The following is a 23500-nucleotide window of genomic DNA, read 5'->3' on the forward strand; positions in this document are numbered from 1 at the left end:
ACCGAGCCAGCGAGCGCGCTTGCGTGTCGTTGCGCAAGCGCGCCCGAAGAGTCACTTGTCCGGGTTCTTCGGGCTCCAGAGCACGGTCTCAGCGCCCTTTTCATAAGCCATGCCCTCGGGATAGCTGATCGCTTCCAGTTGTAGCCCCCACGGCGCCTGGAAATAGAGGATGGTCTGGCCGCCGGCCGGGCCTTCCTTGACCGGCAATGGTCCCATGCGCGTCTTCACGCCCTTGCCGTCGAGATAGGCTTTCGCGGCGGCGACGTCGTCGACGTAGAAGGCAATGTGAAAGCCGCCAATGTCGCTGTTCTTCGGCGTCAGGTCCTTCTGATCGGGGGCGGTGTATTTGAACAGTTCGATGTTCGACCCATAGCCGCAGCGCACCATGGTGATCTGTTCGATCACGGCCTTGGGATCAACACCCAGCACGTCCTGCATGAAGGTGCCCTTGTCGTCGGCGAACGGTCCGAACGACATGGCCTTCTTGCAGCCGACCACTTCGGTGAAGAAGTCGACCGCCTGTTTCATGTCAGGCACGGTGATGCCGGTGTGGTCGTGGCCGCGCATGCCGGGGATCGAATCCGCCGAGGCGACTCCCATTGCGCCGAACAAGGAGGTCGCGACGACCCCCGCCAGGATTGCGTGTTTCATGTCACCCTCCATTGGCGGGCTGACTTGTCATCACGCATGTCCGGAGCCCGCTGTCCGGCACGCGGATATCGAAACTCACTTCATGCCGGCGCCTTCGGTCGCAGCCAGTCCGCATCGATTTCGGGGAGCGGAATGGCTGCGAGCAAATCGCGCGTGTAGGCCTCCTTTGGATTCTCGAACAGCGCGTCGGTCGCGCTTGCTTCGACGATCCTGCCCTCGCGCATGACGATCACCTGCCGGCAAAGCCGCCGGATGACGGACAGGTCATGGCTGATGAAGGCGACCGTCAGTCCCATCTCCGCCGCAAGCTTCTCCAGCAAGGTGAGGATCTGCGCCTGCGTCGACACGTCGAGACCGGAGACGATTTCGTCGGCCAGGACGAATTTCGGCGACAGCGCCAGCGCGCGTGCGATGCCGACACGCTGCCGCTGGCCGCCCGACAGTTGGTGCCGGTAGCGGCCGGCGAAGCTTTGCGGCAGGCCGACACGCTGCAATGCCTCGGCGACTCTGGTCTTGAGGTTGTCGCCGAGACCGTTCTGCCTGAGCGGCGCGGCGATGATGCTGGCGATGGTGCGGCGCGGGTTGAGCGACGACATCGGGTCCTGGAAGATCATCTGCAGGTCGCGGCGCAACGGCCGCAGCTCGGCCTCCGGCAAATGGGCGATGTCGCGGCCCTCGAAACTGATGCTCCCGGCGCTCGGCTCCAGCAACCGCACCAGCGCGCGGCCGAGCGTCGATTTGCCGGATCCGGATTCGCCGACGATGCCGGTCACCGACCCCCTTGGCAGATCGAAGTCCAGACCTTTGAGAATTTCGACCAGCGGCGCGCGCCCGATCAGCGGCTTGCGCGTCATGTCGGGCAGGGCGACCTTCAGCCCGCGCACGGAAAACAGCGGCTCAGCCATGGAGGTGTCTCCACGTCTGGTCGGCGGCGGCGATCTCGGCCGCAAGTCCTGCCAGCACGGTCTCGTCCACGGGTTTCAGGGAAGCGAACGGGTCGGTGTAGCGCGGCGTCGCCGCCATCAGCGCCCGCGTATAAGGGTGCAGCGGTGCCTCGAAGAGCCTCGCGGTATCGGCCTCCTCGACCACCTTGCCGGCATAGAGCACCGATACTTTCTGGCTGATCTTGGCCACGACGCCGAGGTCATGGGTGACGAACAGGATCGCCGTGCCATGCTCGCGCTGCAGGTCCGCGATCAGCCGCAGGATCTGTTTCTGCACGGTCACGTCCAGCGCGGTGGTCGGCTCGTCCGCGACGATCAGCCTTGGCTCGGCGGCGAAGGCTGCGGCGATCAGCACGCGCTGGCGCATGCCGCCGGACAGTTCGTGCGGATAGCTTTTCAGCACCCGGTCGGGATCGCGGATCTGCACCTCGTCCAGCAGCTGCCTGACACGCTTGTCCGCCTTGTCGCCATTCCAGCCCAGGATGCGCACCAGCCGGTCGGTCATCTGCGGGCCGATGCGGCGCGACGGGTTGAGCGCGGTCAGCGGGTCCTGCGGGATAAGCGCTGTTCGCGCGCCGATCAGCGTGCGCCGCGCCCTGGGTTGCAGCCTGCCGAGATCTTCGCCCTCGAGGCTCATATTTCCCTCGACGATGCGTACGCTCGACGGCAGCACACCAAGTACCGCCTTGCCGATCATGGTCTTGCCGGCGCCGCTTTCGCCGACCAGCGCCCGCACCTCGCCGGGTTGTAGCGAGAGCGACACCGAGCGCAGCACGCGCTGGCCGTTCGCCAGCACGGCGCTCAGATTGGTGATGTCGAGGCAGGCGCTCATCGCAGCACCGGATCGAAGCGCGTCTTCAGCGCCTCGCCGAACTGGCTGAAGGACAGCACGGTGAGGATCAGCGTGACCAGCGGGAACACGAGCACCCACCAGGCTTGATGGATCGACAGCCGACCCTCGGCGATGATGCCGCCCCAGGTCGGGTCATCAGTCGAGATCGACAGATTGACGAAGGACAGGATCGCCTCGACGATGACGGCTATGCCCATCTCCAGCGATAACAGCGCCACGATCGACGGCAGCACGTTGGGCAGCACTTCCCGCAGCATGATGCCGATGCGGCCATAGCCGGCGATGCGCGCGTTCTCGACATAGTCCATGCGCGCCTGTCCCATCGCTTCGGCGCGGATCACCCTGCAGAAGCGCGTCCAGTCGATGATCGCGATGGCGAGGATGACGGAACTGAGGCCCGTGCCGAGCACGGCGACCAGAAGGATGGCGAACAGCACCGGCGGGAAGGCCATCCAGATATCGACGATGCGTGAAATGATGCGATCGGCCCAGCCGCCGAAATAACCCGCGATCAGTCCAAGGGTCGAACCGACAAGGCAGGCCGCTATCGCGGCTGCGAACGCGACGATGAAGGCGATGCGGCCACCGAAGATCAGCCTGGACAACAGATCGCGCCCTAAACTGTCGGTGCCCAGCCAGTAGCCTGGCTCGGCGCCGTCGAGCCAGAATGGCGGCAGCCGTTCCAGCATCAGGTCCTGCGCCAGCGGGTCCTGCGGCGCCACCAGCGGCGCGAAGATCGCGGCCAGCAGCACCAGCAGCAGCCAGCCGCCGGCCAGCCATAGCCTCGGGCCCAATCCGCGCCTGACGATACGTGCTTCATCCATGGCGCAACCTCGGATTGAGCAGCGCATACATCATGTCGACGGCGAGATTTATCAGCACGAACAGCAGCGCGAAGACCAGCACGATGCCCTGGATCAGGGGCAGGTCGCGGTTGATCACCGCATCGATCGCCATGTTGCCGAGGCCCTCATAGGAAAACAGCCGCTCGACGATGACCGTGCCGCCGATGAGGAAGGTGAACTGCACGCCGACCAGCGTCAGCGTCGGCAGCGCCGCGTTCTTCAACGCCTCGCGCAAGATGACCTGCGTTTCCGAAAAACCTTTCACCCGCGCCAGCACGACATAGTCGAGGTCCAGCACTTCCTTCAGCGATTGTTTCAGCAGCTGCGCGATAATCGCCGCCAGCGGCAGTGCGAGCGCGATCGCCGGCATCAGCATGTGTTTCAGCAGGTCCCAGGTCAGGTCGAAACGCAGCCGCACCACGCTCTCGAAGAGATAGAACTGCGTGACGAAGGGCAGGTCGAGCTGGGGCGACACCCGCCCGGAAATGTCGAAAATCGGCACCAGCACGCCGAACAGCAGGATCAGCACCAGCCCCCACAGAAAGTCGGGAATGGAAAGTGCCGCGCCGGCGGCGATATCGATGCCGGCTTCCGCCGCCGTGCCGCGCTCCCGCGCGCCGAGGACCGCCATCGTGCCGCCGAGCGCGACAGCCATGACGAGTGCGACGATGGCGAGTTCCAGTGTCGCCGGCAGTCGGTTGAAGACCAGGCTCAATACATCCTGCCTGAGCGAGATCGAGGTGCCGAAATCGCCCCGGACGACGCCGGACAGCCAGATGAAGAATTGCTGCACGATCGTCTTGTCGAGCCCGTAGAGCGCGCGCAACCGGGCGATGTCGTCATCGGTGGCGCCGGGCGGCAGCATCATGGCGATCGGATCGCCGGGCGCGACGCGGATCACGACGAAGACGACGACGGCCACGCCGAACAGCGTGATCAGCATCGTCGCAAGACGGATCAGGAATCGTTGCAGGAGCATGCTAGCAATTCAGTAGCCGGTGGAACGGGCTCCCCCTCATCCGGCCGCTTCGCGGCCACCTTCTCCCCAAGGGGAGAAGAGGTTGCGGACGGCTTAGCCGATCTCTTCTCCCCGCCGGGGAGAAGGTGGCCCGAAGGGCCGGATGAGGGGGCTGCGACGCTGGAGAAGGTGCGTGCTTTGCGCCGGCACACCTTCCCTGAGGTATCAGGCCGGGGTCATCAGGGCCGGCAGAAGTGCGCCGGAAATATGTTGCACGACCTTGACGCCCTTGGCGTGCACGATCGGCTGCGCATACTGCATCAGCGGCAGCACATAGGCTTGCTCGGCGATGTACTTGTCGACTTCTTTCCAGCCGGCGATGCGCTTGGCTTCGTCCTTCTCGCCCCAGAGCGGCCCGATCTTGGCGTCGAGGTCGTCGGTCTTCCAGGACGAGTGCGGCGAGGGACCGAACATGGCAAAGCCGGTCGAGGTGGTCGGATCGCCGATCGCGTTGCCCCAGTTGTAGAAGGCGGCCGGCGCCAGCTTGTGCGCCGCGCGCAGCTCATAGTGCTTGGCGATCTCGTAAACCTCGATCGTCGCTTCGATGCCGACCTTGCGCCACATGCCGACGATCGCCTGCACCATCTCGTAATCCTTGGGCTTGAAGCCCTTGGTCGTCTGGATGGTGATCTTGGCCGGCTTCTCCGGCGAATAACCGGAGGCCTTGAGCAGTTCCTTGGCCTTCTCGGGATTGTGCTCGACCTTGATCGACGGGTCGAAGGCCGCGTATTCCGGCGTCTCCAGCGTGTCGATCGGCTGGCCATAGCCGCGCAGCAGCCGCTTGACCAGCAACTCCTTGTCGACCGACATCACGGCCGCCTGACGGACATTCTTGTCCAGCATGGCATCCTTGTTGTTGAAGAAGATCATGCCGATGTCGGAAACATTCTTGATCGAGCCGGCAAGCCCGTCCTTGGCGATCAGGCGGTCATATTCCTCATAGGGGATTTCGAGCGTGACCTGCGAGGAACCGGATTCGATCTCGGCGACGCGGCTCGCTGCGTCGGTGACGAACTTGATGGTCACGTTCTCGAAGGCCGGCTTGCCGCCCCAATAGTCCGGGTTGGCCTTCAGCCGCAGGAAGGCGTTGCGCTCGAACTTCTCCACCATGTACGGGCCGGTGCCGATCGGCGCCTTTTCGAAGCCTTCGGCGCCGACTTTCTCGTAATAGGCCTTCGGCAGGATGTAGCCGGTCAGGAACGACATCCATTTGAAATAGACCGGGTCGAACTGCACCACGTCGCCGGTGATCTTGTTGCCGTCGATCTTGAAGTTGTTGACGTTCTTCCAGACGAACTGGATCGGGTTGCCGGTCTTCTCGTCGCCCGCGCGCTGCAACGACCAGACCACGTCCTCCGGCGTGAACGGCGAGCCGTCATGCCACTTAACGCCCTCGCGCACCGTCATCATCACCTTGGTGCGGTCGTCGTTCCAGCCCCATTCGGTCAGCAGGCCCGGTGCGAAGGACAGGTCGGGCTTTTGCGGAATGAACTGGTCGAACACCGACTGGTAGAGGCCCTGGATCGTCGGGTTGACGGCCGAGGGGCCGGTGGTCGGATCCCAGGACGGCAGGTTGACATTGTAGGCGATGGTCAGTTCGCCTGCGGCCGCCTTGGCCACGCGTGGCAGGCCGACGGCGGCAACGCCCAGCGCCGCCGCGCTGTATCCGAGCAATTCGCGTCTGTTGATTGTCATGGTCGTTCCCCTTGTTGGTTATTGTCTTCGTGCGCTTCGTCAGTTCATCGATGTGGGCTTCGTCGGCAGCAGCGCCTTGCCTCTCGTCGCCTCTGTGAAATCGTCGGCGTTACCTCCCGCCCAGCTGTTGCGCGAGCATGAAGCCGGAGGCGGCACCCGTACCGGCGCCCGGCCAGGTCGCGGCGCCCGTCAGATGCAGGTTGCGTACAGGCGTGTTCCACCCCGCGTAGCCGCGCGCCGGCCGGAACAGGAAGTTCTGTGCCAGATGATGGCTGCCGCATACCTGATCACCCCCGACGAGGTTCGGGTTTTCGCGCTCCAGATCGATGGGCGAGAACACCGACTGGCCGAGGATTTTCGTGCGCAGGCCAGGTGCATAGCTCTCGATGATGTCGAGCACGCGCTCGGCATAGGCATCCTTGACCTGATCCCAATGCGCCGGCGCGATTTTGCCCGCCGCATCTCCGAGGATCTCGGCCGGCAGCATGCGCACCTGCACCCACAGCACATGCTTGCCCTGCGGCGCGCGCGAGGGATCGATGGCCGTCGGCTGGCCGACGACCAGCACCGGCTCGTCCGGCAGCATGCCGGCCACTGCCTGCTGATAGGTGCGCGACATCGCGTCGAGCGACGGCGACAGATGCACGTAGGCGAACTGGCGCAGTTCAGCGCTGGCCCGCCAGTCCGGCAGGTCGTCCAGCGCCAGATGGATCATCATCGTGCCCGGCGCGTGGCGGAATTTCCGCATCGCCGTGTCGAAGCCGGCGTCTCCAGAACCGTCGGGCAGCAGCTTGCCGGTCAACGCCCCGGGCGCGACGCCGGCTATCACCGCCCTGGTGGCCGAGTGCGTCTCGCCGGAAGCGAGCCGGATCCCCGATGCCTTGCCGTCGGCAACCGTGATCTCGGCCACCTCGGCGCCAGTGACGATCTTGCCGCCGGCCGACGTCACCATGCCAGCCAGCGCCTTGATGATCGTGTCGGCGCCGCCCTTGCCCAGCACCATGCCGAAGCTCTGGTTGGCCATGGATTCCAGATAAGGAAAGACGGCGCCGCCGGCGATGTCGGGCGCGAAGTCCAGATGCATGCCCCAGGTAGCGAGCGTCGCCCTGATATGCGGCGATACGAAGTTTTCCTCCAGCCAGGCGCGCGGCGAGGACAGGAGCAGCCTACCGGTGTCGAGTGCGCCCGATATGCCTTTCTTGCGCCAGAGGGTCCACGCCATGCCGGCCAGAGCGCGGGCGCTCATCGGCGAACCCAAGAGCTTGAACAGATGCTCCGCCTCGCCTGGGAAGGCGCCGACCAGCCCGCGCCAAGTCGCGGCATCCGCGGCCGAAAAGGCGGCCATGCGGCCGGCGGTCTTTTCCAGGTCGTTGCTGACACCGAACCAGCGTCCATCCGGGAAGGCGCTGGCGAAACAATCGGCGGCCGGCGCGAACTCCAGCCCCTGAGCTTTCAATTCATTTGCATATTTCCGGTGGAAGGCGGAGCCGGCAAACAGGCTCAGATTCATCGCGCCGAAATCGTGCCGGAAGCCAGGAAGGGTGAATTCGCGTGTCTGGACCGCGCCGCCGATGACGGCGTTGCGCTCGAAAATCCCGGTTTTCCAGCCTTTGAGCGCCAGATGCGCGGCGCATGCCAGACTGTTGTGGCCCGCCCCGACAAAGATGGCGTCGAACTCGCTCACGCCCCGTTCCCATTTCCTTTATGCTTAAAGATAATTGCAGATGCATATGTTTTCGTCTAGTAGGATATTAAGGGCCGAGACGAGCCTTCAGCATCAGCAAGAAAGAGGGAACAAAGACCATGGACACCCAAAAACTCCTCGGTGAAGTCGCCGGCCAACTGCTCTCGGGCGCTATCCGGGTTGTCGATCTGTCGGCGCCGCTCGGTCCGGACACACCGCTGATCAAGCTGCCGCCGGAACTCGCTGTCGACACACCGAAGGTCGAAATCCATAACATCTCCCGTTACGACAAGAACGGTCCGTGGTGGGCGTGGAACTGGCTGAAGCTCGGCGAGCATTCGGGCACGCATTTCGATGCGCCGCAGCACTGGATCAGCGGCAAGGACTATCCGGACGGGGCCACCGACACCATTCCGGCGCAGAATTTCGTCGGTCCGGTCAATGTCATCGACTGCTCCGGGGAAGCCGCCGCCGACCACGATTTCCTGCTCACCGTCGACCATATCGAGGCCTGGGAAGCCAAGCATGGCGCCATCAATCCCGGCGAGTGGGTGGTGATGCGCACCGACTGGTACAAGCGCAACGGCTCGGAAGCCGAATTCCTCAACGCCAACGAGACCGGCCCGCATACGCCCGGCCCGACGGCGGAGGCCATCCAGTACCTGATCAGCAAGGACATCAAGGGTTGGGGCTCCGAGACGATCGGTACCGATGCCGGCAAGGCCGGCGGCATGGAGCCGCCATTCCCGGCGCACACGCTGATGCACAAGGCCAACCGCTACGGTCTGGCCAGCCTTTGCAACCTCGACCAACTGCCGCCGAGGGGCGCGATCCTGATAGCGGCGCCGCTCAAGATCGAGCACGGCACCGGCAGCCCGATCCGCGCGCTGGCGCTGGTGGTGGGCAAATAGGCGAGACGGGTCTTCGGGAGAAGATCATGCGCGCGGGCGAGGCGATAGGGAGGCAGGTTGGCGGCGCTGGCGCTTTATGGCGCCCCCCTCTGTCCTGCCGGACATCTCCCCCACTTGGGGGGAGATTGGCGGCTTTGGCGCCTCGCTCATTCCTGCAACCTTGGCAATTGGCGAAGGCCATCGTGACATCCAATCTCCCCCCAAGTGGGGGAGATGTCCGGCAGGACAGAGGGGGGCGCGAAGGAACTCGACGTCACATCTTTGAAGCCTGCCTCCCACCACCGGCGAGCCCCCAATGACCGCCCCCGACCACATCATCGTCGGCAGCGGCATCAACGCGCTGGTGTGCGCGGCGATGCTCGGCGGCAAGGGCGCCAAAGTGCTGATGCTCGAGCGCAACGACCGCATCGGCGGCTGCATGCGCACCGAGGAGATTACCGCGCCGGGCTTCGTCCACGATGTGATGGCGACCACCTTCGTGCTGTTCATCACCTCTCCGGCCTTTGCCGCGCTCGGCGGCGACCTCGCGCGGCACGGACTGGAGTTCTGCCATACCGGCACGCCGACAGGCGTGCTCACATCGGACGGCCGCCATGCGGTGCTCACCACAGATCGCGCCGGCAATGTCGCGGCGCTCAATGCAATCGCGGCGGGCGAGGGTGACCGGCACGCGGAGGATGTCGGCGACATCGAGCGCAATGCCGGCCTGCTGTTCGGCCTGCTCGGCGGCGCGCTATGGTCCTATCCAACGGCGAAGCTTTTGGCCGGCGATGCCTGGCGGCGCGGTCCGCGCAATTTGGCAGCCTTCCTCGGCGACGCGCTGGTGCCGGCGCGCGGCTGGCTGGAAACCAGCTACCAGTCCGAGACCGTCCGCGCGCTTTGGGCGCCGTGGGCGCTGCATGCGGGCCTCGGCCCCGAAGACGCTTTCTCCGGCCAGATTTCCAAGGTCATCGCCTTCGCGTTGGAGGCGGCGGGGGCGCCGATCGTCAAGGGCGGGGCGAAGAACCTGCTCGCCGCCTTCGAGGCGCTGATCCGGGAACGTGGCGGGGAAATCCGCACCGGCGCCGACGTGGCTTCCATTATCCAGTCTGGCGGCCGCGCCACCGGCGTGCGGCTGGCGTCGGGCGAGACCATCGCGGCCAATAAGAGCGTCATCTGCTCGGTCACGCCGACGCAGCTTTACGGCCGGCTGCTCGGCAGCGACGCTCCGAAGGATGATGTCGAGGCGACCCGGAAATACCGCTATGGCAAAGGCAATTTCCAGATCCACTACGCGCTCGACAGGCCGCCGGCATGGCGCGGCGACGGCCTGGATAAGGTCGCGCTGCTGCATCTGACGCCGGGGCTGGATGGCGTCTCGAAAGCCTGCAACGAGGCGGCGCGCGGCATGCTGCCCGAAGTGCCGACCATCTGCGTCGGCCAGCCGTACGCGCTCGATCCGTCACGCTGCCCGCCGGGCAGGGCGATCCTGTGGCTGCAACTCCCCGAGGCGCCACGCCACATCAAGGGCGATGCCGCCGGCAAGATCGAAGCGCCGGCTGACGGCCAGTGGACCGACGCGCTGCGCGAGGCGTATGCCGATCGCGCCGAGGCGATCCTCGCCAACCATATCGATGGCTTCAAGGACTGCGTTGTCGCGCGGCGTGCCTATTCGCCGGCCGACCTCGAAGCGATGAACATCAACCTGGTCGGCGGCGATCCCTATGGCGGGTCCTCGACATTAGACCAGTCCTTCCTGTGGCGGCCGTTCAAGACCAGCCGCAACCACCAGACCGGCATCAAGGGCCTCTACCATATCGGCGCCTCGACCCATCCGGGCGCCGGTCTCGGCGGCGGCTCCGGCTTTCTCCTGGCGGGGAGGCTGTGATGGAACAGAAGGTCGCGGAAAAGCGCCACCGCATTTCGACGCTCGGCCAGATCGGCCTGCAGCAATTCGCGCCCTATCTGATGAACCGCATCATGGGCCGCTACAACGCCACCCTGCGCGACGATTTCCGCAAGCAGGGCCTGACCATTCCGCAGGTGCGCACGCTGGCGGTGCTCTCGGTGACCGACGGCGTCACCGTCAACGATCTCTCGGTCTACACCGTCATCGAGCAGTCCACGCTGAGCCGCACGCTCGACACGCTGGAAGGGCAGGGGCTGGTGCGGCGTGAGCAGGGCGTCACCGACAGCCGTATCCGCCATGTGTTCCTGACCGATGACGGACGCGCGCTGTTCACGCGCGCTTGGCCGGCCATGCACGACGCCTTCGAGGCGATGTTCGACGACATCGACGACGCCGAATATGCCGCACTCATCGCGACATTGCAGAAGATGCTGAAGAACATCCGCAAGCACGACATCTAGACGTACGCGCCGCCCCTCCCTGGCAACGGGAGGGCGGCAACGGAAGGAGGCAGACATGGCCGAACGGTCTTTTGCCAGGGAAGTCGAGAAACTGAGGCTTGGCGCCGGCGAGGAATTCGCCGGCGAGGGCATCCTCGCCATCACCAAGGCGCTGCTGCAATGCGGCGTCGGCTATGTTGGCGGCTACCAGGGCGCGCCGATCAGCCACCTGATGGATGTGCTGGCCGACGCGCAGGACATTCTGGGCGAACTCGGCGTGCATTTCGAGGCGAGCGCCTCGGAAGCCACCGCCACCGCCATGCTTGCCGCTTCCGTGCATTACCCGATCCGTGGCGCCGCCACCTTCAAGTCGACCGTCGGCACCAATGTCGCTTCCGACGCGCTGGCCAATCTTGCCTCTGGCGGCGTTACCGGCGGCGCGCTGATCATCGTCGGCGAGGACTACGGCGAGGGCTCCTCCATCATGCAGGAGCGCAGCCATGCCTTCGCCATGAAGAGCCAGGTCTGGCTGCTCGACCCGCGCCCCAACCTGCCGTCCATCGTGAAGGCGGTGGAGGACGGCTTCGAACTGTCGGAAATCTCCAACACGCCCGTCATGCTGCAGGTGCGCATCCGCTGCTGCCATGTGCATGGCCATTTCATCGCCAAGGACAACAAGCGTCCGCCGATGACGGTCGCCGACGCGCTCTCGGCGCCGCGACGCGACACCGGACGCATCGTGCTGCCGCCCGCTTCCTTCCTGCACGAGAAGGAGAAGGTGGCCAAGCGCTGGCCGGCGGCGGTGGACTTCATCCGCAGAAACCGGATCAACGAATTCTTCGGCTCAGATCACGGCTCGGTCGGCATCGTCATGCAGGGCGGCATGTACAATTCGGTGATCCGTGCCCTGCAGCGGCTCGGCCTTGCCAACACCTATGGCGAGACGGACGTGCCGCTCTATGTGCTCAACGCCGTCTATCCGCTGATCGACGATGAGTTCCTGGCCTTCTGCGAAGGCAAGCAGGCGGTGCTGGTGGTCGAGGAAGGTCAGCCCAATTACATCGAGCAGGCCTTCGCCGCCATGCTGCACAAGGCCGGGCGCGGCGCCAGGCTGGTCGGCAAGGAATATCTGCCGATGGCCGGCGAGTATACCGGCCAGGTCATGCTCGACGGCCTCGGCGCTTTCCTGCGCGCAGAGGCGCCGCATCTGCTGCCCGGCGAGGTTCGTGCGCCGAACAAGGTCGGGGAGGGCGTCGATACGGCCGACCTCATCAACGTGGTGCCAGGCCGGCCTCCCGGCTTCTGCATTGGCTGCCCCGAGCGGCCGATCTTCGCCGCCACCAAGCTCGTCGAACAGGAACTCGGCAAGCACCACATCGCCTCCGACATCGGCTGCCACCTGTTCTCCATCATGCCGCCCTTCGAACTCGGCGCCACCACCATGGGCTACGGCTTGGGGCCGGCTTCGGCCTCTGCTTTCAACTCGCCCGAGGCAAAGCGCCGCTCGATCTCTTTCGTCGGCGATGGCGGCTTCTGGCACAACGGCCTCACATCCTCGATCGGCAATGCCGTGTTCAACAAGAACGACGGCGTTATCGTCATCGTCGACAATTTCTACTCGGCCGCCACCGGCGGCCAGGACATTCTTTCCTCCCGCGCCAGCAACAGGACGAAGTCGACAAAACATCCGATCACCGAGGCGGTGAAGGGCATGGGCGTCAAATGGCTGCGCCACATCGACCGCACCTACGATGTCGGCAAGATGCAGGACACTTTGCGCGAGGCGCTGACGACAGAGGAAAAGGGGCCGAAGGTCATCGTCGCCTCGTCCGAATGCATGCTCAACCGCCAGCGCCGCGAGAAGCCGCTGGTCGACAAGGCGATCAAGGGCGGCGAGCGGGTGGTGAAACCGAAATTCGGCGTCGACGAGGATATCTGCACCGGCGACCACGCCTGCATGCGGCTCTCCGGCTGTCCATCGCTCTCTGTGAAGTCGCTCGACGATCCCTTGCGTGACGATCCGGTCGCCTCGATCGACCAGAACTGCGTCGGCTGCGGCAATTGCGGCGAGGTGGCGGATGCCGCCGTGCTTTGCCCGTCCTTCTACCGCGCCGATGTCGTGCACAATCCCGGCCGCTGGGACCGCTTCCTCGAAAGCGCGCGCCGTGCCGTCATCGGCCTCTTGCAGCGCCGCCGCGAGAGCCGGCGCCTGACATTCGCCGATGCTTGACCAGAGTTCCCCCCTGCGTCCGAAACCCGCCGCCGCCGATGCCGAGCGGGTCATCAAACTGGCCGTGCTGGCGGTCGGCGGCCAGGGCGGCGGCGTGCTCGCCGACTGGATCACCGACGTCGCCGAGCGCAACGGCTACGTCGCGCAGTCGACCTCGGTCGCCGGCGTCGCCCAACGCACCGGTGCCACGATCTATTATATCGAGATGGCCCGCGACACCGGCCGGCTGCCGGTGTTCGCGCTGTCGCCCTCGCAGGGCGATGTCGACATCCTGATCGCCGCCGAGCTGATGGAAGCCGGCCGCGCCATCATCCGTGGCTTCGTCACGCCCGAGCGCACCACGCTCATCACCTCCTCGCACCGCATCGCCGCCGTCTCGGAAAAGATCGAGCCCGGCGATGGCCGGGCCTCGTCGGCCAAGGTGCATGCGACGGCGCAGGCCGCGTCGAAGCGCTTCATCGCCTTCGACATGGAAAAGATCGCTGCCGACAACGGCACGATGATCTCGGCCAGCCTGCTCGGTGCGCTGGCGGGTTCGGATGCATTGCCGTTCACGCGCGAAAGCTATGAGCAGGCGATCGGTGCCGGCGGCCGGGGTGTCAAGGCCAGCCTTGCCGCCTTCGGCGCCGCCTACGATCGTGCTCGTGGCGCGGCAGTGCCGGCGCCAACGCCGGCAGAACCGGCCATTGTCGAGTCCGCCCTCGGCGCCGGGCGTGTCGCCGGCCCGCAAAATCTGCTGCAGGGCTGGCAGGCGCAAGCGGCCCGCATCGATCTTATGCCCGTGGCGGTGCGTGACATGGCGCTCAGGGGCCTGAGAAAAGTCGTCGATTACCAGGACATCGCCTATGGCCGGGAATATCTCGACAGGCTGGACAGGGCCGTGGCGCTGGACGATGCCGACCATGCTCATGCGCTCTCCATCGCCGCCGCCAAGCATCTCGCCAATGCCATGTGCTACGACGACATGATCCGCGTCGCCGATCTGAAAACGCGCTCGACGCGCGACAGGCGGGTGCGCAAGGAGGTCGGGGTCAAGGATGGCTCGATCCTGCAGGTGACCGAGTACTTCCATCCACGCATCGAGGAGTTCTGCGGCACGCTGCCGGCAAGCCTGGGCAGCTACATCGAGAACCGGCCGAGGCTGGCCGGCTTTCTCGACCGCCGCATCAACCGGGGCCGGCGCATCCGCACAGACAGCTTTGCCGGCTTCGCCGCGCTGTGGTTCATCGGCGGCCTGCGTCGCTGGCGCCGCCGCCTGCTGCGCCACAGGGTGGAAACCGCCCATCTCGACCAGTGGTATGCCCTGGCGCTCGGTCATGTCGCCACCGACTATGCGCTCGCGGTCGAAATCCTCAACTGCCGCAGGCTGATCAAGGGTTATAGCGACACCCATGTCCGCGCCCAGTCGAAATTCGACCGCGTGCTCTCGGCACTGCCCATGCTGAAGGGCAGGGAGGACGCCGCCGACTGGATCCGGCGCCTGCGGGAAGCTGCGTTGAAGGACGAGAAGGGCGACATGCTCGACGGCGCGCTGAAGACGGTGGCGACGCTGAACGAAGCTCTGGGCGTCATTAATCAGCGTTGACTAGAGATAGCTACCTAGCGTCAGCAGGCCACGTCCAGTTCGCCATTTCCTCTGTTAAGCAAAATCGCAAATCGTCGTCTGACATGCTCTTGACAGAAGCGGGTAGCCAATGGTGCTTCTGCATTAAATAAAAATGAATTGCCTGAATGCCATCTATCGATTTATACTTCTCTCTTTTTGCGAGGTGGTCGCCGAATACGTTAAGTCCGTAGTTGAGTGCGGACTCGGCCTCTTTGAGGCGCTTTAGGATTTGGTATTTTTCGATCATCTATCCCCCTTCTAGAGTCGTTTAGTCGCGCTGTTCGCGCTTCGATGCGGGCATCCTAGGGTCCGCGATACGCCAAGGCTTCTTGCCACGGTCGCCGCGATGGACAAAATTACCCTGCTTGTCCTGCGTTTCAATCGATTCCGGAACAACGTTACGGTATCGTTTGCTCTCGTCCCAAGTCCAATCAAAACTTGCTCTGTCGCTGGAAAAAATCCATTTGCGAGCGCCAAGCGCAAGAAACGAATATTTTTCACCTCCAATCGTCAGTACATGCTGATGCCAAGCCCGGGTGTTTCCTCCCTTACTCGGAGGGCGATATTTATCCTTTAGATAACATTCGTATTTATCGATGGCCGAATTTTAAATGCGCATAAATAAGCCTAATAAGCATGATAAGGTTGGCCTAATTCTTCGCGATCTCGCACGATCTCGCACATAGAATGCATTAACTGCAAAGATCGCCTGGACGATACCGTAACTCACTAATGCGGGTGGTGGATTTGCTCAAGACCTTTTGGATGAATCTGTCCGTTCGACGGCGCGCTGAAGACTGTGGCGACGCTGAACGACGGCAGCACCGGATAACGAAGATGTGATGCCGCCCGCTCCGACGGAATACAACCCTACCCTGCGTTTCAGCCGAGTAGGGATGAATCTCGGAGACAACGCATGTTCACAAAACACTTGCTATCCATTGCTTTGGTCGCGGGGACATTGGTGGCGTCGGGCGCCGGCTCGCAGGCCATGCCGATGGCCAAGCCCAGCGCCGCTCCGCTGCCGGTCGAAAGCGTCGGCTGGCGCTGCGGTCCCGGCTGGCACATGAACCGCTGGGGCAATTGCGTGCCGAACCGGCGCGTCATCATCCGGCCCGCGCGTCATTGGCATCCCCGCTATTGGGCGCACGGCCGTTGGCACCCTGGCTATTGGGGCTGGTAATCAGCCAGCAGCGGGCGTCCGCGTGTAACCTGCGCGGGCGCTCTTGACCGATTTGATCACACCGTCCCGCCGGCGGCGTCTTGCGGGCGGTTACCTAGAGCGGTTCAGCGTTTGATGGAATCGCCGAACCGCTCTAGCTCTCTGTTTTTACGCAATTCCCCAGGGGAAACGCTACGCGTTTCTCCCGGGAAAACCGTTTCACACTTTTCCTGGAATTGCTCTAATGGGCAAAGCGATGCGGCCTCCCTGTACGCAAGGCTGCCCTGAATCCACGCACCGGCGCGAACGCGCGTAAACCTCAGCCCGATCCGCAGCCTTGGAACGCGCCTTGCCGTAGTGGTCGGGCAAGCGTGGGAGCTTGGCCTGGCGCGAGACCTGTGGGCACCTCTGCATTTTCCCTGGCGATCGTCTCGCCTTGGCCGGCGGGTTGCTGAAAGCTCGGACCTCTCCCCAATTCGCAGTTACGGACATTCGTGAACGGCGTTCATTTTCCTCTTGAACGTCGTTCAAAAAGTGCTAGATTGCAGAAATGAACGATGTTCATGAACGCGGTGGAGGTGCCGATCATCTTTGGCGACATCAGGCCGCCGCGCTCCGGAAGGACTGGAGAAAGCAGGAAGAAGTTTAACCAGCTTACGGATACCACTGGACTTAAACAGCGCATTCAACCCGCGGAACCTTCGGCCTGATGCCGCAAGGACATCGCAGAATGGAAATCGCCATGAACACCCATCTCATGCTGTCGCGACGTTTTGCACCTCTGTTCTGGACGCAATTCCTGTCCGCTTTCAACGACAATTTCCTCAAGAACACGCTGGTGTTCCTGATCCTGTTCACGCTGGCCGCCGGTCAGGCGGCCTCGCTGGTCACCTTGGCCGGAGCCGTATTCATGGCTCCTTTCCTGCTTTTGTCCGCCCTTGGCGGCGAGATCGCCGACCGGTTCGACAAGGCGCTCATCGCGCGCCGGCTCAAATTCGCCGAGATCGCCGCGGCGGCGGTCTCTGTCGCTGGTATCGCCTTGTCGTCGATCCCGGTGCTGATGACGGCGCTGCTGATGTTCGGCATCATCTCGGCGCTGTTCGGACCGATCAAATACGGCATCCTGCCCGACCATCTCGAACGCAAGGAACTGCCCAAGGCCAACGCCTGGATCGAGTCGGCGACCTTTGCAGCCATCCTGGGCGGCACCATTGCCGGCGGCGTGGTCTCGGCCGATGGCATCGGCGTTGCGGTGTTCGGACCGATCATGATGGCCTTGGCCGTCGGCTGCTGGTTCGTCAGCCGCTACATCCCGTCCACCGGTTCGGCGGCGCCCGGCCTTGTCATCGACAAGAACGTCTTTCGCTCGACCTGGCGCCAGGTCAGTGAATTGCGCACCGATACGCGCATCTGGCGTGCCGGTTTGATGACCTCATGGTTCTGGCTGGTCGGCGCCATCGTGCTTTCGATCCTGCCGACGCTGATCAAGGATTCGCTTGGCGGCAACGAGATCGCGGTCACCGCCTATCTCGCCGTGTTCGCCGTCTCCATCGCCATCGGCTCGGCAATCGCGGCCTGGATGTCTCAGGGACGCATGGTGCTGTTGCCGGCGCCGGTCGGCACGGCGCTGATGGCACTGTTCGGCCTTCATCTCGCCTGGACGATCTGGAGCATGCAGCCTTCGCCCAAGGCTGAAACCCTTGCTGCATTCTTCGCCGGGCCGAACACGTTCCGCGTTGCGCTCGACCTCGCCGGCATGGCCATCGCCAGCGCCTTCCTGGTGGTGCCGACATTCGCCGCCGTGCAGGCCTGGTCGCCCGAGGCGCGCCGCGCCCGCGTCGTTGCCGCCGTCAGCATCGTCAATGCCGGTTTCATGACGGTCGGCGGTGTCATTGTCGCCGTGATCCAGACGAAAGTCTCGACCGGCGGTATCCTGTTCGGGCTTGCCGGGGCCAATGCCGTGGCCGCCTGGCTGATGCTGAAATACCTGCCGACCAACGCCTTCCGCGATTTCGTCTCCATTCTCTTCCGCGCGTTCCATCGCCTGGAAGTGGAGGGCCTCGACAATCTCAAGGCAGCCGGCAAGGCGCCGATCCTGGCGCTCAACCATGTCAGTTTCCTCGACGGCCCGCTGGCGCTGACACTGACGGATGAGGAACCGGTCTTCGCCATCGACTACACCATCGCGCAGGCCTGGTGGATGAAGCCGTTCCTGAAACTGACCCGGGCGCTGCCGCTCAATCCGGCCAAGCCGATGTCGACCCGCACGCTGATCAAGATCGTGCAGAACGGCGATCCGCTGGTCATCTTCCCCGAAGGCCGTATCACCGTCACCGGCGGGCTGATGAAGGTCTATGACGGCGCCGCCATGGTGGCCGACAAGACCGGCTCGATGGTGGTGCCGATCCGCATCGACGGGCTGGAGAAGAGCCCCTTCTCGCGGCTGACATCGCAGCATGTACGCCGGCGCCTGTTCCCGAAGGTCAAGGTGACCATATTGCCGCCGGTGAAGCTGAAGGTCGACGACGAGCTGAAGGGCCGCAAGCGGCGGGCCGCCGCCGGCGCCGCCCTCTATCAGGTCATGTCCAATCTCGTTTTCCAAACCCAGGACATCGACCACACCGTGCTCGAAAGGATCATCCAGACGGCAAATGAGCGCGGCATGAAGCAACTGGCCGTGCAGGATCCGGTCACCGGCTCGCTGAGTTACGGCAAGCTGCTCACCGGTGCCGCGGTTCTGGGCGAGAAGTTCGAGACGCTCTACGCCGGCCAGGACACACTCGGCATCATGTTGCCCAACGCCAATGGCTCCTGCGCCACGCTGCTCGGCGTCATGTCCTCCGGCAAGATTCCGGCGATGATCAATTTCACCGCCGGCGCGGCCAACATCCTGTCCGCCTGCAAGGCGGCGAAGGTCACCACCATCCTGACCTCCCGGGCCTTCGTCGAGCAGGCCAAGCTCGGCGCGATGGTCGAGGAGGTCGGCCGCTCGGTCTCGATTGTCTGGCTTGACGATCTGCGCGCAACCATCGGCCTCAAGGACAAGCTGCTCGGTCTCTTGCGCAAGAGCACGCCCCGGGTCGCCCGCAAGGCCACCGACCCGGCGGTGATCCTCTTCACCTCGGGCTCGGAGGGCACGCCGAAGGGCGTCGTGCTCACCCACCGCAACATCCTTGCCAATGCCGCTCAGGCCGCCTCGCGCATCGATTTCCATTCGGGCGACAAGGTGTTCAACGTGCTGCCGATCTTCCATTCTTTCGGCCTGACGGCGGGCACGGTGCTGCCGCTCGTGTCCGGCGTGCCGGTCTATTTCTATCCTTCGCCGCTGCACTATCGCATCGTTCCCGAACTGGTCTACGCCTCGAACGCGACGATCATCTTCGGCACCGATACCTTCCTCAGCGGCTATGCGCGCACCGCGCACCCTTATGATTTCCGCTCGGTGCGCTACTGCTTCTCGGGTGCAGAGCCGGTCAAGGCTTCGACCCGCGAAACCTACATGGAGAAATTCGGCCTGCGCATTCTCGAAGGCTACGGCGTCACCGAGACGGCGCCGGTCATCTCCATCAACACGCCGATGTACAACAAGTCGGGCACGGTCGGAAAAATCATGCCCGGCATGGAGTACCGCCTGGAGCCGGTGGTCGGCGTCGAGGGCGGCGGGCGGCTGTTCGTGCGCGGTCCCAACGTCATGGCCGGCTATCTCAGGGCCGAAAAGCCGGGCGTCCTCGAACCGTTGCCGGACGGCTGGCACGACACGGGTGATATCGTCAGCATCGACGATGCCGGTTTCGTCAGCATCCGTGGCCGCGCCAAGCGCTTCGCCAAGATCGGCGGCGAGATGATTTCGCTGGCCGCAGTCGAGGCGCTGGCGGGCGAATTGTGGAAGGGCTCGCTCTCGGCGGTCGCGACGGTGCCGGATCAGCGCAAGGGCGAGAAACTGGTGCTCGTCACCGAGGCTTCGACGGCGACCCGAGCCGAGTTCATGGCCTTCGCCAAGGCGAACGGCGCGATGGACCTGATGGTGCCCGCCGAAGTGCGCGTCGTGCCGCATGTGCCGGTGCTCGGCTCCGGCAAGATCGACTTCGTCGGCGTGACCAGGCTGGTGCGCGGCGAGGATATGTCGGTCACCAAAGTCGAGGCCGCCTGATCGGAGCGACGACGGGATGGCGCTACGGTGAGAACCGTGGCGTCACGCGGCAAGCGCCGCTGACGAATATGTGATCGGACCACTCAGCGGCTTCAGCCTGCCGAGTGCTATGCTGTTCCCGTGAATGTAAGACCATGGAGGACGCTATGATGCTGGCCAAATACATTCTACCAATTGCAGTCGCAGCAGGCACGTTGATGCTATCGAGCGTAGGCTCCCAGGCCTTGCCCATAGCAAAGCCCAGCGCCGGTCCATTGCAGATCGAAACTGTCGGATGGAGATGCGGTCCTCATCGGCACATGAACCGGTGGGGGCGTTGCGTGCCCAACTGGCATCACCACCGCAGGCACCACCGCTGGTAATCGCCAAGCGGAAACGACTGCCGCTCCGAAGCGTCGGCGTTTACCATTGACCATTGATGGCGTCCCCTGTGACGCCATCAAGCTCAGACGACGAGATCCCGCATCGGCTTTACCGCCGCGGAATCCGGAAACACCTTGTCGCCGAGCACCGTGGCGGAAAGCCCGAACTGGTCGGCGAGCAGGCCTTTCAGCACCGCCCTGACATCGCTGGTCGGCGCCAGATCGCGTTGCTGGTAAAGCTGAGCCGGCTTAAGGCCCGGCCAGTCGGCGATGACGCGGCCGCCCTTGATGGCTCCGCCGGCCAGCAGCACCACAGTGCCGGTGCCGTGATCCGTGCCGACCGTGCCATTGATCTGGGCCGTGCGCCCGAATTCGGTGATGGCGACGACCGCCGTGTCCTTCCAGCGCTCGCCGAGCCCTTTCTCGAATTCCTCGAAGGCGCCGTCGAGGCCGCCGAGCAAGGTGGCGAGCCGCCCCGTCGCGCCGCCTTCATTGACATGGGTATCCCAGCCGTCGAAGGCGAGCGCCGCGACACGCGGTCCGTCATCGGCGCTCATCAGCCTGGCGGCGCCCTGGGCTGCCTGCCGCATGCCGGCGGCGCTGTCGAGACCACCTTTCGGCTTCATCGCCTTGGCGCCCATCTGGTCGTCCAGCGCCATGCGGTCGGCATCGAGGCCCTTTTGCAGGGCGACCGCCAGGACCGGATCGCGATGCTGGTAGAGATTGAGAACCCTTGCCGCGAGATCGCCGGCCGGCTCCGGCAGCGATTGTGGCGCCCAGCCGAGCACCGGTGCCGCGCCGCGTATCACCAGCGGCGTTGACGGGCCGACCGCCAGCCCGCCAAGCGTCGCCACCCGCTCGCCCGCCGGCAGGCTTTCCAGCGCCCTGTTCAGCCAGCCGGTGGCGACATGGCCGGGGCCGGCAAAACCGCTTTCCAGCACATCCTGGCCGTCGAAATGCGAGCGTTCGCGATAGCCGGTCGCGGCTGCGTGAACCACCGCCGCCTGGTTCGCCTTGAACAGCCGCGCGAACACCGGCATCGCCGGATTGACGGCGAAGAAGCTGTCGAGCGGCAGGGCGGCATGCGGGCCGGTGAGCGACAGCGCGATATCGCCGTGCAGGCCGGCATAGTCGGGATCGCCGACAGGCCCGACCGCCGACAGGCCGTCAAGCGCGCCGCGCAGGACGACGACGATCAGGCGCGGGTCACGGTTGTCGGCCGCTCGGGCGAAACGGGGCATGTAAGCCCAGGCGAACAGCGCGCCGCCCGTCATCAGCACGGCGCGGCGGGAGGGGCGAGGGGTTTCACACAGCAGGCTCATGACTTTATCTCCACGGGAGTTGTCGGCGCCAGGACCGTTTCCGCTCGAGCTAGCGCCTCTGGAATTCGGGCGCCATCAGCAGCAGCGCCAGGCCCTGCTGCTTGGATTCGGCGCGGGCGATCTCCTGCCGGGTCTCCGGCGAGGCCGAGGGGCCGATGAGGGCGTCGAGCATGTCGTTTGGATTGCCGATATCCTTGACCTGCCGGGCGGCCTGCCAGGCAATGTCGAGCCGCACCTTCATGCCTTCCGCCGACGCCCAGCTGTCGGCCTGGTCGGAAAAGCCGTTCGGGCCCGGCGGCTGCCAGAGCGGCTCACCCAGAGCGTTGAGCCAGGCAAGCGACTGGCCGGGATCGTTCGCCGGGCCGGGACCTGCGGCGCGCCTGACGGCGACGACATAATCGAAGGGCGACCGCATCTTGTCGAGCGGCGTCGACCAGGCTTCCGGCATGTCGATGAGGGTTGCCGCCAGCGCTCTGAGATTGCCGTCATTCTTGGCGAACACCTTGGCGAGGCGCGCCACCGCCGCCGGCGGCGGATCGTCCGAGATGAAGTGGCGGGCGAGTTGCGTGGCGATGTGCTGCGCGGTCGCCGGATGACGGGCGATGTCGTTGAGCGCGGCTTCCGCCTGGCCCATGCCGCCGTCCGGATAGGTCTTGCCGAGCAGCACGGCCTCGCCCGGCTGATGCGCGTTGGCGTTGAAGACGGTAGTCCCGGGCTCACCCAGCCGTCCTTCCCGTCCCGCCATCGTCCACCCGGTCAGGATACGCGCGAAGCTGGTGACGTCGGCCTGCGTGTAGCCGCTGCCGACACCCAACGTGTGCAGCTCCAGGATCTCGCGGGCAAGGTTCTCGTTGAGGCCGCGCTGGCGGTTCTTGCCGGCCCGGGAATCCGGGCCGATCGATTGCTGGTTGTCGAGATAGAACAGCATGGCCGGATGCCGCTCCACCGCCAAGAGCATGTCGGCGAAGCGGCCGAGCACGAAGGGCCGGATCGCCTCGCGCTCGAAGGCGCCGGCGCTGGCGCGCACGATGTTGTCCTTGGCCACCGAAACGCAGAAATGGTTCGACCAGAAATAGACGAGACGCTCGACGAAGCCGACCTCGGCCTTCAGCGCCTTGTCGAAACGGGCCTGGGCTTCTGCCTTGTAAAGGATGGCTTCGACGGGAGGTGTCGCCGGTTTGGGCGGCGCTGCCGGTGGTGGCTGGGCCGGCGCGGCGGCCTTCATGGGCGGTGCCGCCGGTTTGGCCGGCGCTGTCGGTGAAGGCTGGACCGGTGCGGCTGCCTTCATGGGAGCGGCCGGCATGGCTCCGGCATTGGGTATGGCCGCGGTCTTCATCATCGCCGGGCCAGCAGGCTGGACCGCTGCTTTCGCCAGGCTCTTGTCGAGCTTGCGCTGGAAGCGCGCCGCCATGCTGGCCTGGATGGCCGGCGTGCTTCCCAGGAGGTCGGCATAGGCCGGGTCGTCATAGGCGATCATGGCGATGTCCGGTTGGCGGAGTTCCGCCTTGAGAGAGCCGCGCGGATCGCCGGCAAGCTTGTCGCGGTCGCCGGGCCGGGCTCCAAGCCCGAAACGGTTGAATGCGATCAAGGCGGGATCAGGCGCCGTGGACCCCTTGGCTGGGACAGCCATGTCAGCGCTCCATGGTTAGGCCTCACGCGACAAGCGCGATGCCCGATCGGACTGTTTCCTGAATGCTCAAACCGGCGATGGAGGCCGGGCCGGCGGATGCCGCCCGGCG

17 protein-coding genes are annotated in these 23500 nt (G+C 64.7%); 7 read left to right on the top strand and 10 right to left on the bottom strand.

Annotated elements, in window-relative coordinates; genetic code table 11:
- Positions 1-51: 51 nt before the first annotated feature.
- The 7 genes from J0I79_RS26640 to J0I79_RS26670 all read right to left on the bottom strand — a co-directional run bounded on the left by J0I79_RS26640 (position 52) and on the right by J0I79_RS26670 (position 7690).
- On the bottom strand, positions 52-651 hold the full coding sequence (locus tag J0I79_RS26640; protein WP_292866491.1) for a VOC family protein: 600 nt from the start codon (positions 649-651) through the stop codon (positions 52-54).
- Positions 652-731: 80 nt separating this feature from the next.
- Positions 732-1556 (bottom strand): ATP-binding cassette domain-containing protein, encoded by an 825-nt coding sequence (locus tag J0I79_RS26645; RefSeq protein WP_292866493.1) that lies wholly within the window; start codon positions 1554-1556, stop codon positions 732-734.
- Positions 1549-2427 carry an ABC transporter ATP-binding protein gene (locus J0I79_RS26650; RefSeq protein ID WP_292866495.1) on the bottom strand — a complete coding sequence of 293 codons (879 nt, stop codon included), beginning with the start codon at positions 2425-2427 and terminating at the stop codon, positions 1549-1551. The genes J0I79_RS26645 and J0I79_RS26650 overlap by 8 nt, the downstream gene beginning before the upstream one ends.
- Positions 2424-3272, bottom strand: coding sequence for an ABC transporter permease (locus J0I79_RS26655; protein ID WP_292866497.1), 849 nt, complete (start codon positions 3270-3272; stop codon positions 2424-2426). The genes J0I79_RS26650 and J0I79_RS26655 overlap by 4 nt, the downstream gene beginning before the upstream one ends.
- Positions 3265-4272, bottom strand: a complete 1008-nt coding sequence (locus J0I79_RS26660) for an ABC transporter permease (RefSeq protein WP_292866499.1) — start codon at positions 4270-4272, stop codon at positions 3265-3267. The genes J0I79_RS26655 and J0I79_RS26660 overlap by 8 nt, the downstream gene beginning before the upstream one ends.
- Positions 4273-4476: 204 nt before the next feature.
- Complete coding sequence (locus J0I79_RS26665) at positions 4477-6006, bottom strand: ABC transporter substrate-binding protein (protein WP_292866501.1); 1530 nt, start codon at positions 6004-6006, stop codon at positions 4477-4479.
- 109 nt (positions 6007-6115) lie between these two features.
- Positions 6116-7690: an NAD(P)/FAD-dependent oxidoreductase gene (locus J0I79_RS26670; protein WP_292866503.1), complete on the bottom strand. Its 1575-nt coding sequence runs from the start codon at positions 7688-7690 to the stop codon at positions 6116-6118.
- A gap of 119 nt (positions 7691-7809) precedes the next feature.
- Between J0I79_RS26670 and J0I79_RS26675 the strand changes: the two genes are divergently transcribed.
- The 5 genes from J0I79_RS26675 (at position 7810) to J0I79_RS26695 (ending at position 14744) form a co-directional block, all read left to right on the top strand.
- Positions 7810-8601 carry a cyclase family protein gene (locus J0I79_RS26675; RefSeq protein ID WP_292866504.1) on the top strand — a complete coding sequence of 264 codons (792 nt, stop codon included), beginning with the start codon at positions 7810-7812 and terminating at the stop codon, positions 8599-8601.
- A 295-nt stretch (positions 8602-8896) separates the two neighbouring features.
- Positions 8897-10468, top strand: a complete 1572-nt coding sequence (locus tag J0I79_RS26680) for an NAD(P)/FAD-dependent oxidoreductase (protein WP_292866506.1) — start codon at positions 8897-8899, stop codon at positions 10466-10468.
- Positions 10468-10950 (top strand): MarR family transcriptional regulator, encoded by a 483-nt coding sequence (locus J0I79_RS26685; RefSeq protein ID WP_292866508.1) that lies wholly within the window; start codon positions 10468-10470, stop codon positions 10948-10950. The genes J0I79_RS26680 and J0I79_RS26685 overlap by 1 nt, the downstream gene beginning before the upstream one ends.
- 55 nt (positions 10951-11005) lie before the next feature.
- The gene (locus tag J0I79_RS26690) at positions 11006-13159 is read left to right on the top strand and encodes an indolepyruvate ferredoxin oxidoreductase subunit alpha (protein WP_292866510.1); all 2154 of its coding nucleotides are present in this window, start codon (positions 11006-11008) and stop codon (positions 13157-13159) included.
- Positions 13152-14744, top strand: coding sequence for an indolepyruvate oxidoreductase subunit beta family protein (locus tag J0I79_RS26695; RefSeq protein ID WP_292866512.1), 1593 nt, complete (start codon positions 13152-13154; stop codon positions 14742-14744). Before J0I79_RS26690 ends, J0I79_RS26695 begins: the two co-directional genes overlap by 8 nt.
- Before the next feature lie 10 nt (positions 14745-14754).
- Here J0I79_RS26695 and J0I79_RS26700 read toward each other — a convergent pair whose 3' ends face one another.
- Complete coding sequence (locus tag J0I79_RS26700) at positions 14755-15012, bottom strand: hypothetical protein (RefSeq protein ID WP_292866514.1); 258 nt, start codon at positions 15010-15012, stop codon at positions 14755-14757.
- Between the two features lie 669 nt (positions 15013-15681).
- On the opposite strand from J0I79_RS26700, the gene J0I79_RS26705 reads away from it, so the two are divergent.
- Positions 15682-15948: a hypothetical protein gene (locus J0I79_RS26705; protein WP_292866516.1), complete on the top strand. Its 267-nt coding sequence runs from the start codon at positions 15682-15684 to the stop codon at positions 15946-15948.
- Positions 15949-16669: 721 nt separating this feature from the next.
- Positions 16670-20077: an acyl-[ACP]--phospholipid O-acyltransferase gene (locus J0I79_RS26710; RefSeq protein WP_292866518.1), complete on the top strand. Its 3408-nt coding sequence runs from the start codon at positions 16670-16672 to the stop codon at positions 20075-20077.
- 445 nt (positions 20078-20522) lie between these two features.
- Here J0I79_RS26710 and J0I79_RS26715 read toward each other — a convergent pair whose 3' ends face one another.
- Both J0I79_RS26715 and J0I79_RS26720 read right to left on the bottom strand, forming a co-directional pair.
- Complete coding sequence (locus tag J0I79_RS26715; RefSeq protein ID WP_292866520.1) at positions 20523-21761, bottom strand: DUF1501 domain-containing protein; 1239 nt, start codon at positions 21759-21761, stop codon at positions 20523-20525.
- Positions 21762-21810: 49 nt separating this feature from the next.
- Positions 21811-23391 carry a DUF1800 family protein gene (locus tag J0I79_RS26720; RefSeq protein ID WP_292866522.1) on the bottom strand — a complete coding sequence of 527 codons (1581 nt, stop codon included), beginning with the start codon at positions 23389-23391 and terminating at the stop codon, positions 21811-21813.
- Positions 23392-23500: the final 109 nt, after the last annotated feature.

This window comes from Mesorhizobium sp., from assembly GCF_017306585.1.
GTDB lineage: Bacteria > Pseudomonadota > Alphaproteobacteria > Rhizobiales > Rhizobiaceae > Mesorhizobium.

What these genes read in the sequence shown, in the direction of transcription:
- J0I79_RS26700 (WP_292866514.1), bottom strand. Translation starts at nt 15,012, where the DNA reads ATGATCGAAAAATACCAAATCCTAAAGCGCCTCAAAGAGGCCGAGTCC.
- J0I79_RS26655 (WP_292866497.1), bottom strand. Translation starts at nt 3,272, where the DNA reads ATGGATGAAGCACGTATCGTCAGGCGCGGATTGGGCCCGAGGCTATGG.
- J0I79_RS26660 (WP_292866499.1), bottom strand. Translation starts at nt 4,272, where the DNA reads ATGCTCCTGCAACGATTCCTGATCCGTCTTGCGACGATGCTGATCACG.
- J0I79_RS26675 (WP_292866504.1), top strand. Translation starts at nt 7,810, where the DNA reads ATGGACACCCAAAAACTCCTCGGTGAAGTCGCCGGCCAACTGCTCTCG.
- J0I79_RS26710 (WP_292866518.1), top strand. Translation starts at nt 16,670, where the DNA reads ATGAACACCCATCTCATGCTGTCGCGACGTTTTGCACCTCTGTTCTGG.
- J0I79_RS26640 (WP_292866491.1), bottom strand. Translation starts at nt 651, where the DNA reads ATGAAACACGCAATCCTGGCGGGGGTCGTCGCGACCTCCTTGTTCGGC.
- J0I79_RS26715 (WP_292866520.1), bottom strand. Translation starts at nt 21,761, where the DNA reads ATGAGCCTGCTGTGTGAAACCCCTCGCCCCTCCCGCCGCGCCGTGCTG.
- J0I79_RS26645 (WP_292866493.1), bottom strand. Translation starts at nt 1,556, where the DNA reads ATGGCTGAGCCGCTGTTTTCCGTGCGCGGGCTGAAGGTCGCCCTGCCC.
- J0I79_RS26665 (WP_292866501.1), bottom strand. Translation starts at nt 6,006, where the DNA reads ATGACAATCAACAGACGCGAATTGCTCGGATACAGCGCGGCGGCGCTG.
- J0I79_RS26680 (WP_292866506.1), top strand. Translation starts at nt 8,897, where the DNA reads ATGACCGCCCCCGACCACATCATCGTCGGCAGCGGCATCAACGCGCTG.
- J0I79_RS26690 (WP_292866510.1), top strand. Translation starts at nt 11,006, where the DNA reads ATGGCCGAACGGTCTTTTGCCAGGGAAGTCGAGAAACTGAGGCTTGGC.
- J0I79_RS26695 (WP_292866512.1), top strand. Translation starts at nt 13,152, where the DNA reads ATGCTTGACCAGAGTTCCCCCCTGCGTCCGAAACCCGCCGCCGCCGAT.
- J0I79_RS26650 (WP_292866495.1), bottom strand. Translation starts at nt 2,427, where the DNA reads ATGAGCGCCTGCCTCGACATCACCAATCTGAGCGCCGTGCTGGCGAAC.
- J0I79_RS26720 (WP_292866522.1), bottom strand. Translation starts at nt 23,391, where the DNA reads ATGGCTGTCCCAGCCAAGGGGTCCACGGCGCCTGATCCCGCCTTGATC.
- J0I79_RS26705 (WP_292866516.1), top strand. Translation starts at nt 15,682, where the DNA reads ATGTTCACAAAACACTTGCTATCCATTGCTTTGGTCGCGGGGACATTG.
- J0I79_RS26685 (WP_292866508.1), top strand. Translation starts at nt 10,468, where the DNA reads ATGGAACAGAAGGTCGCGGAAAAGCGCCACCGCATTTCGACGCTCGGC.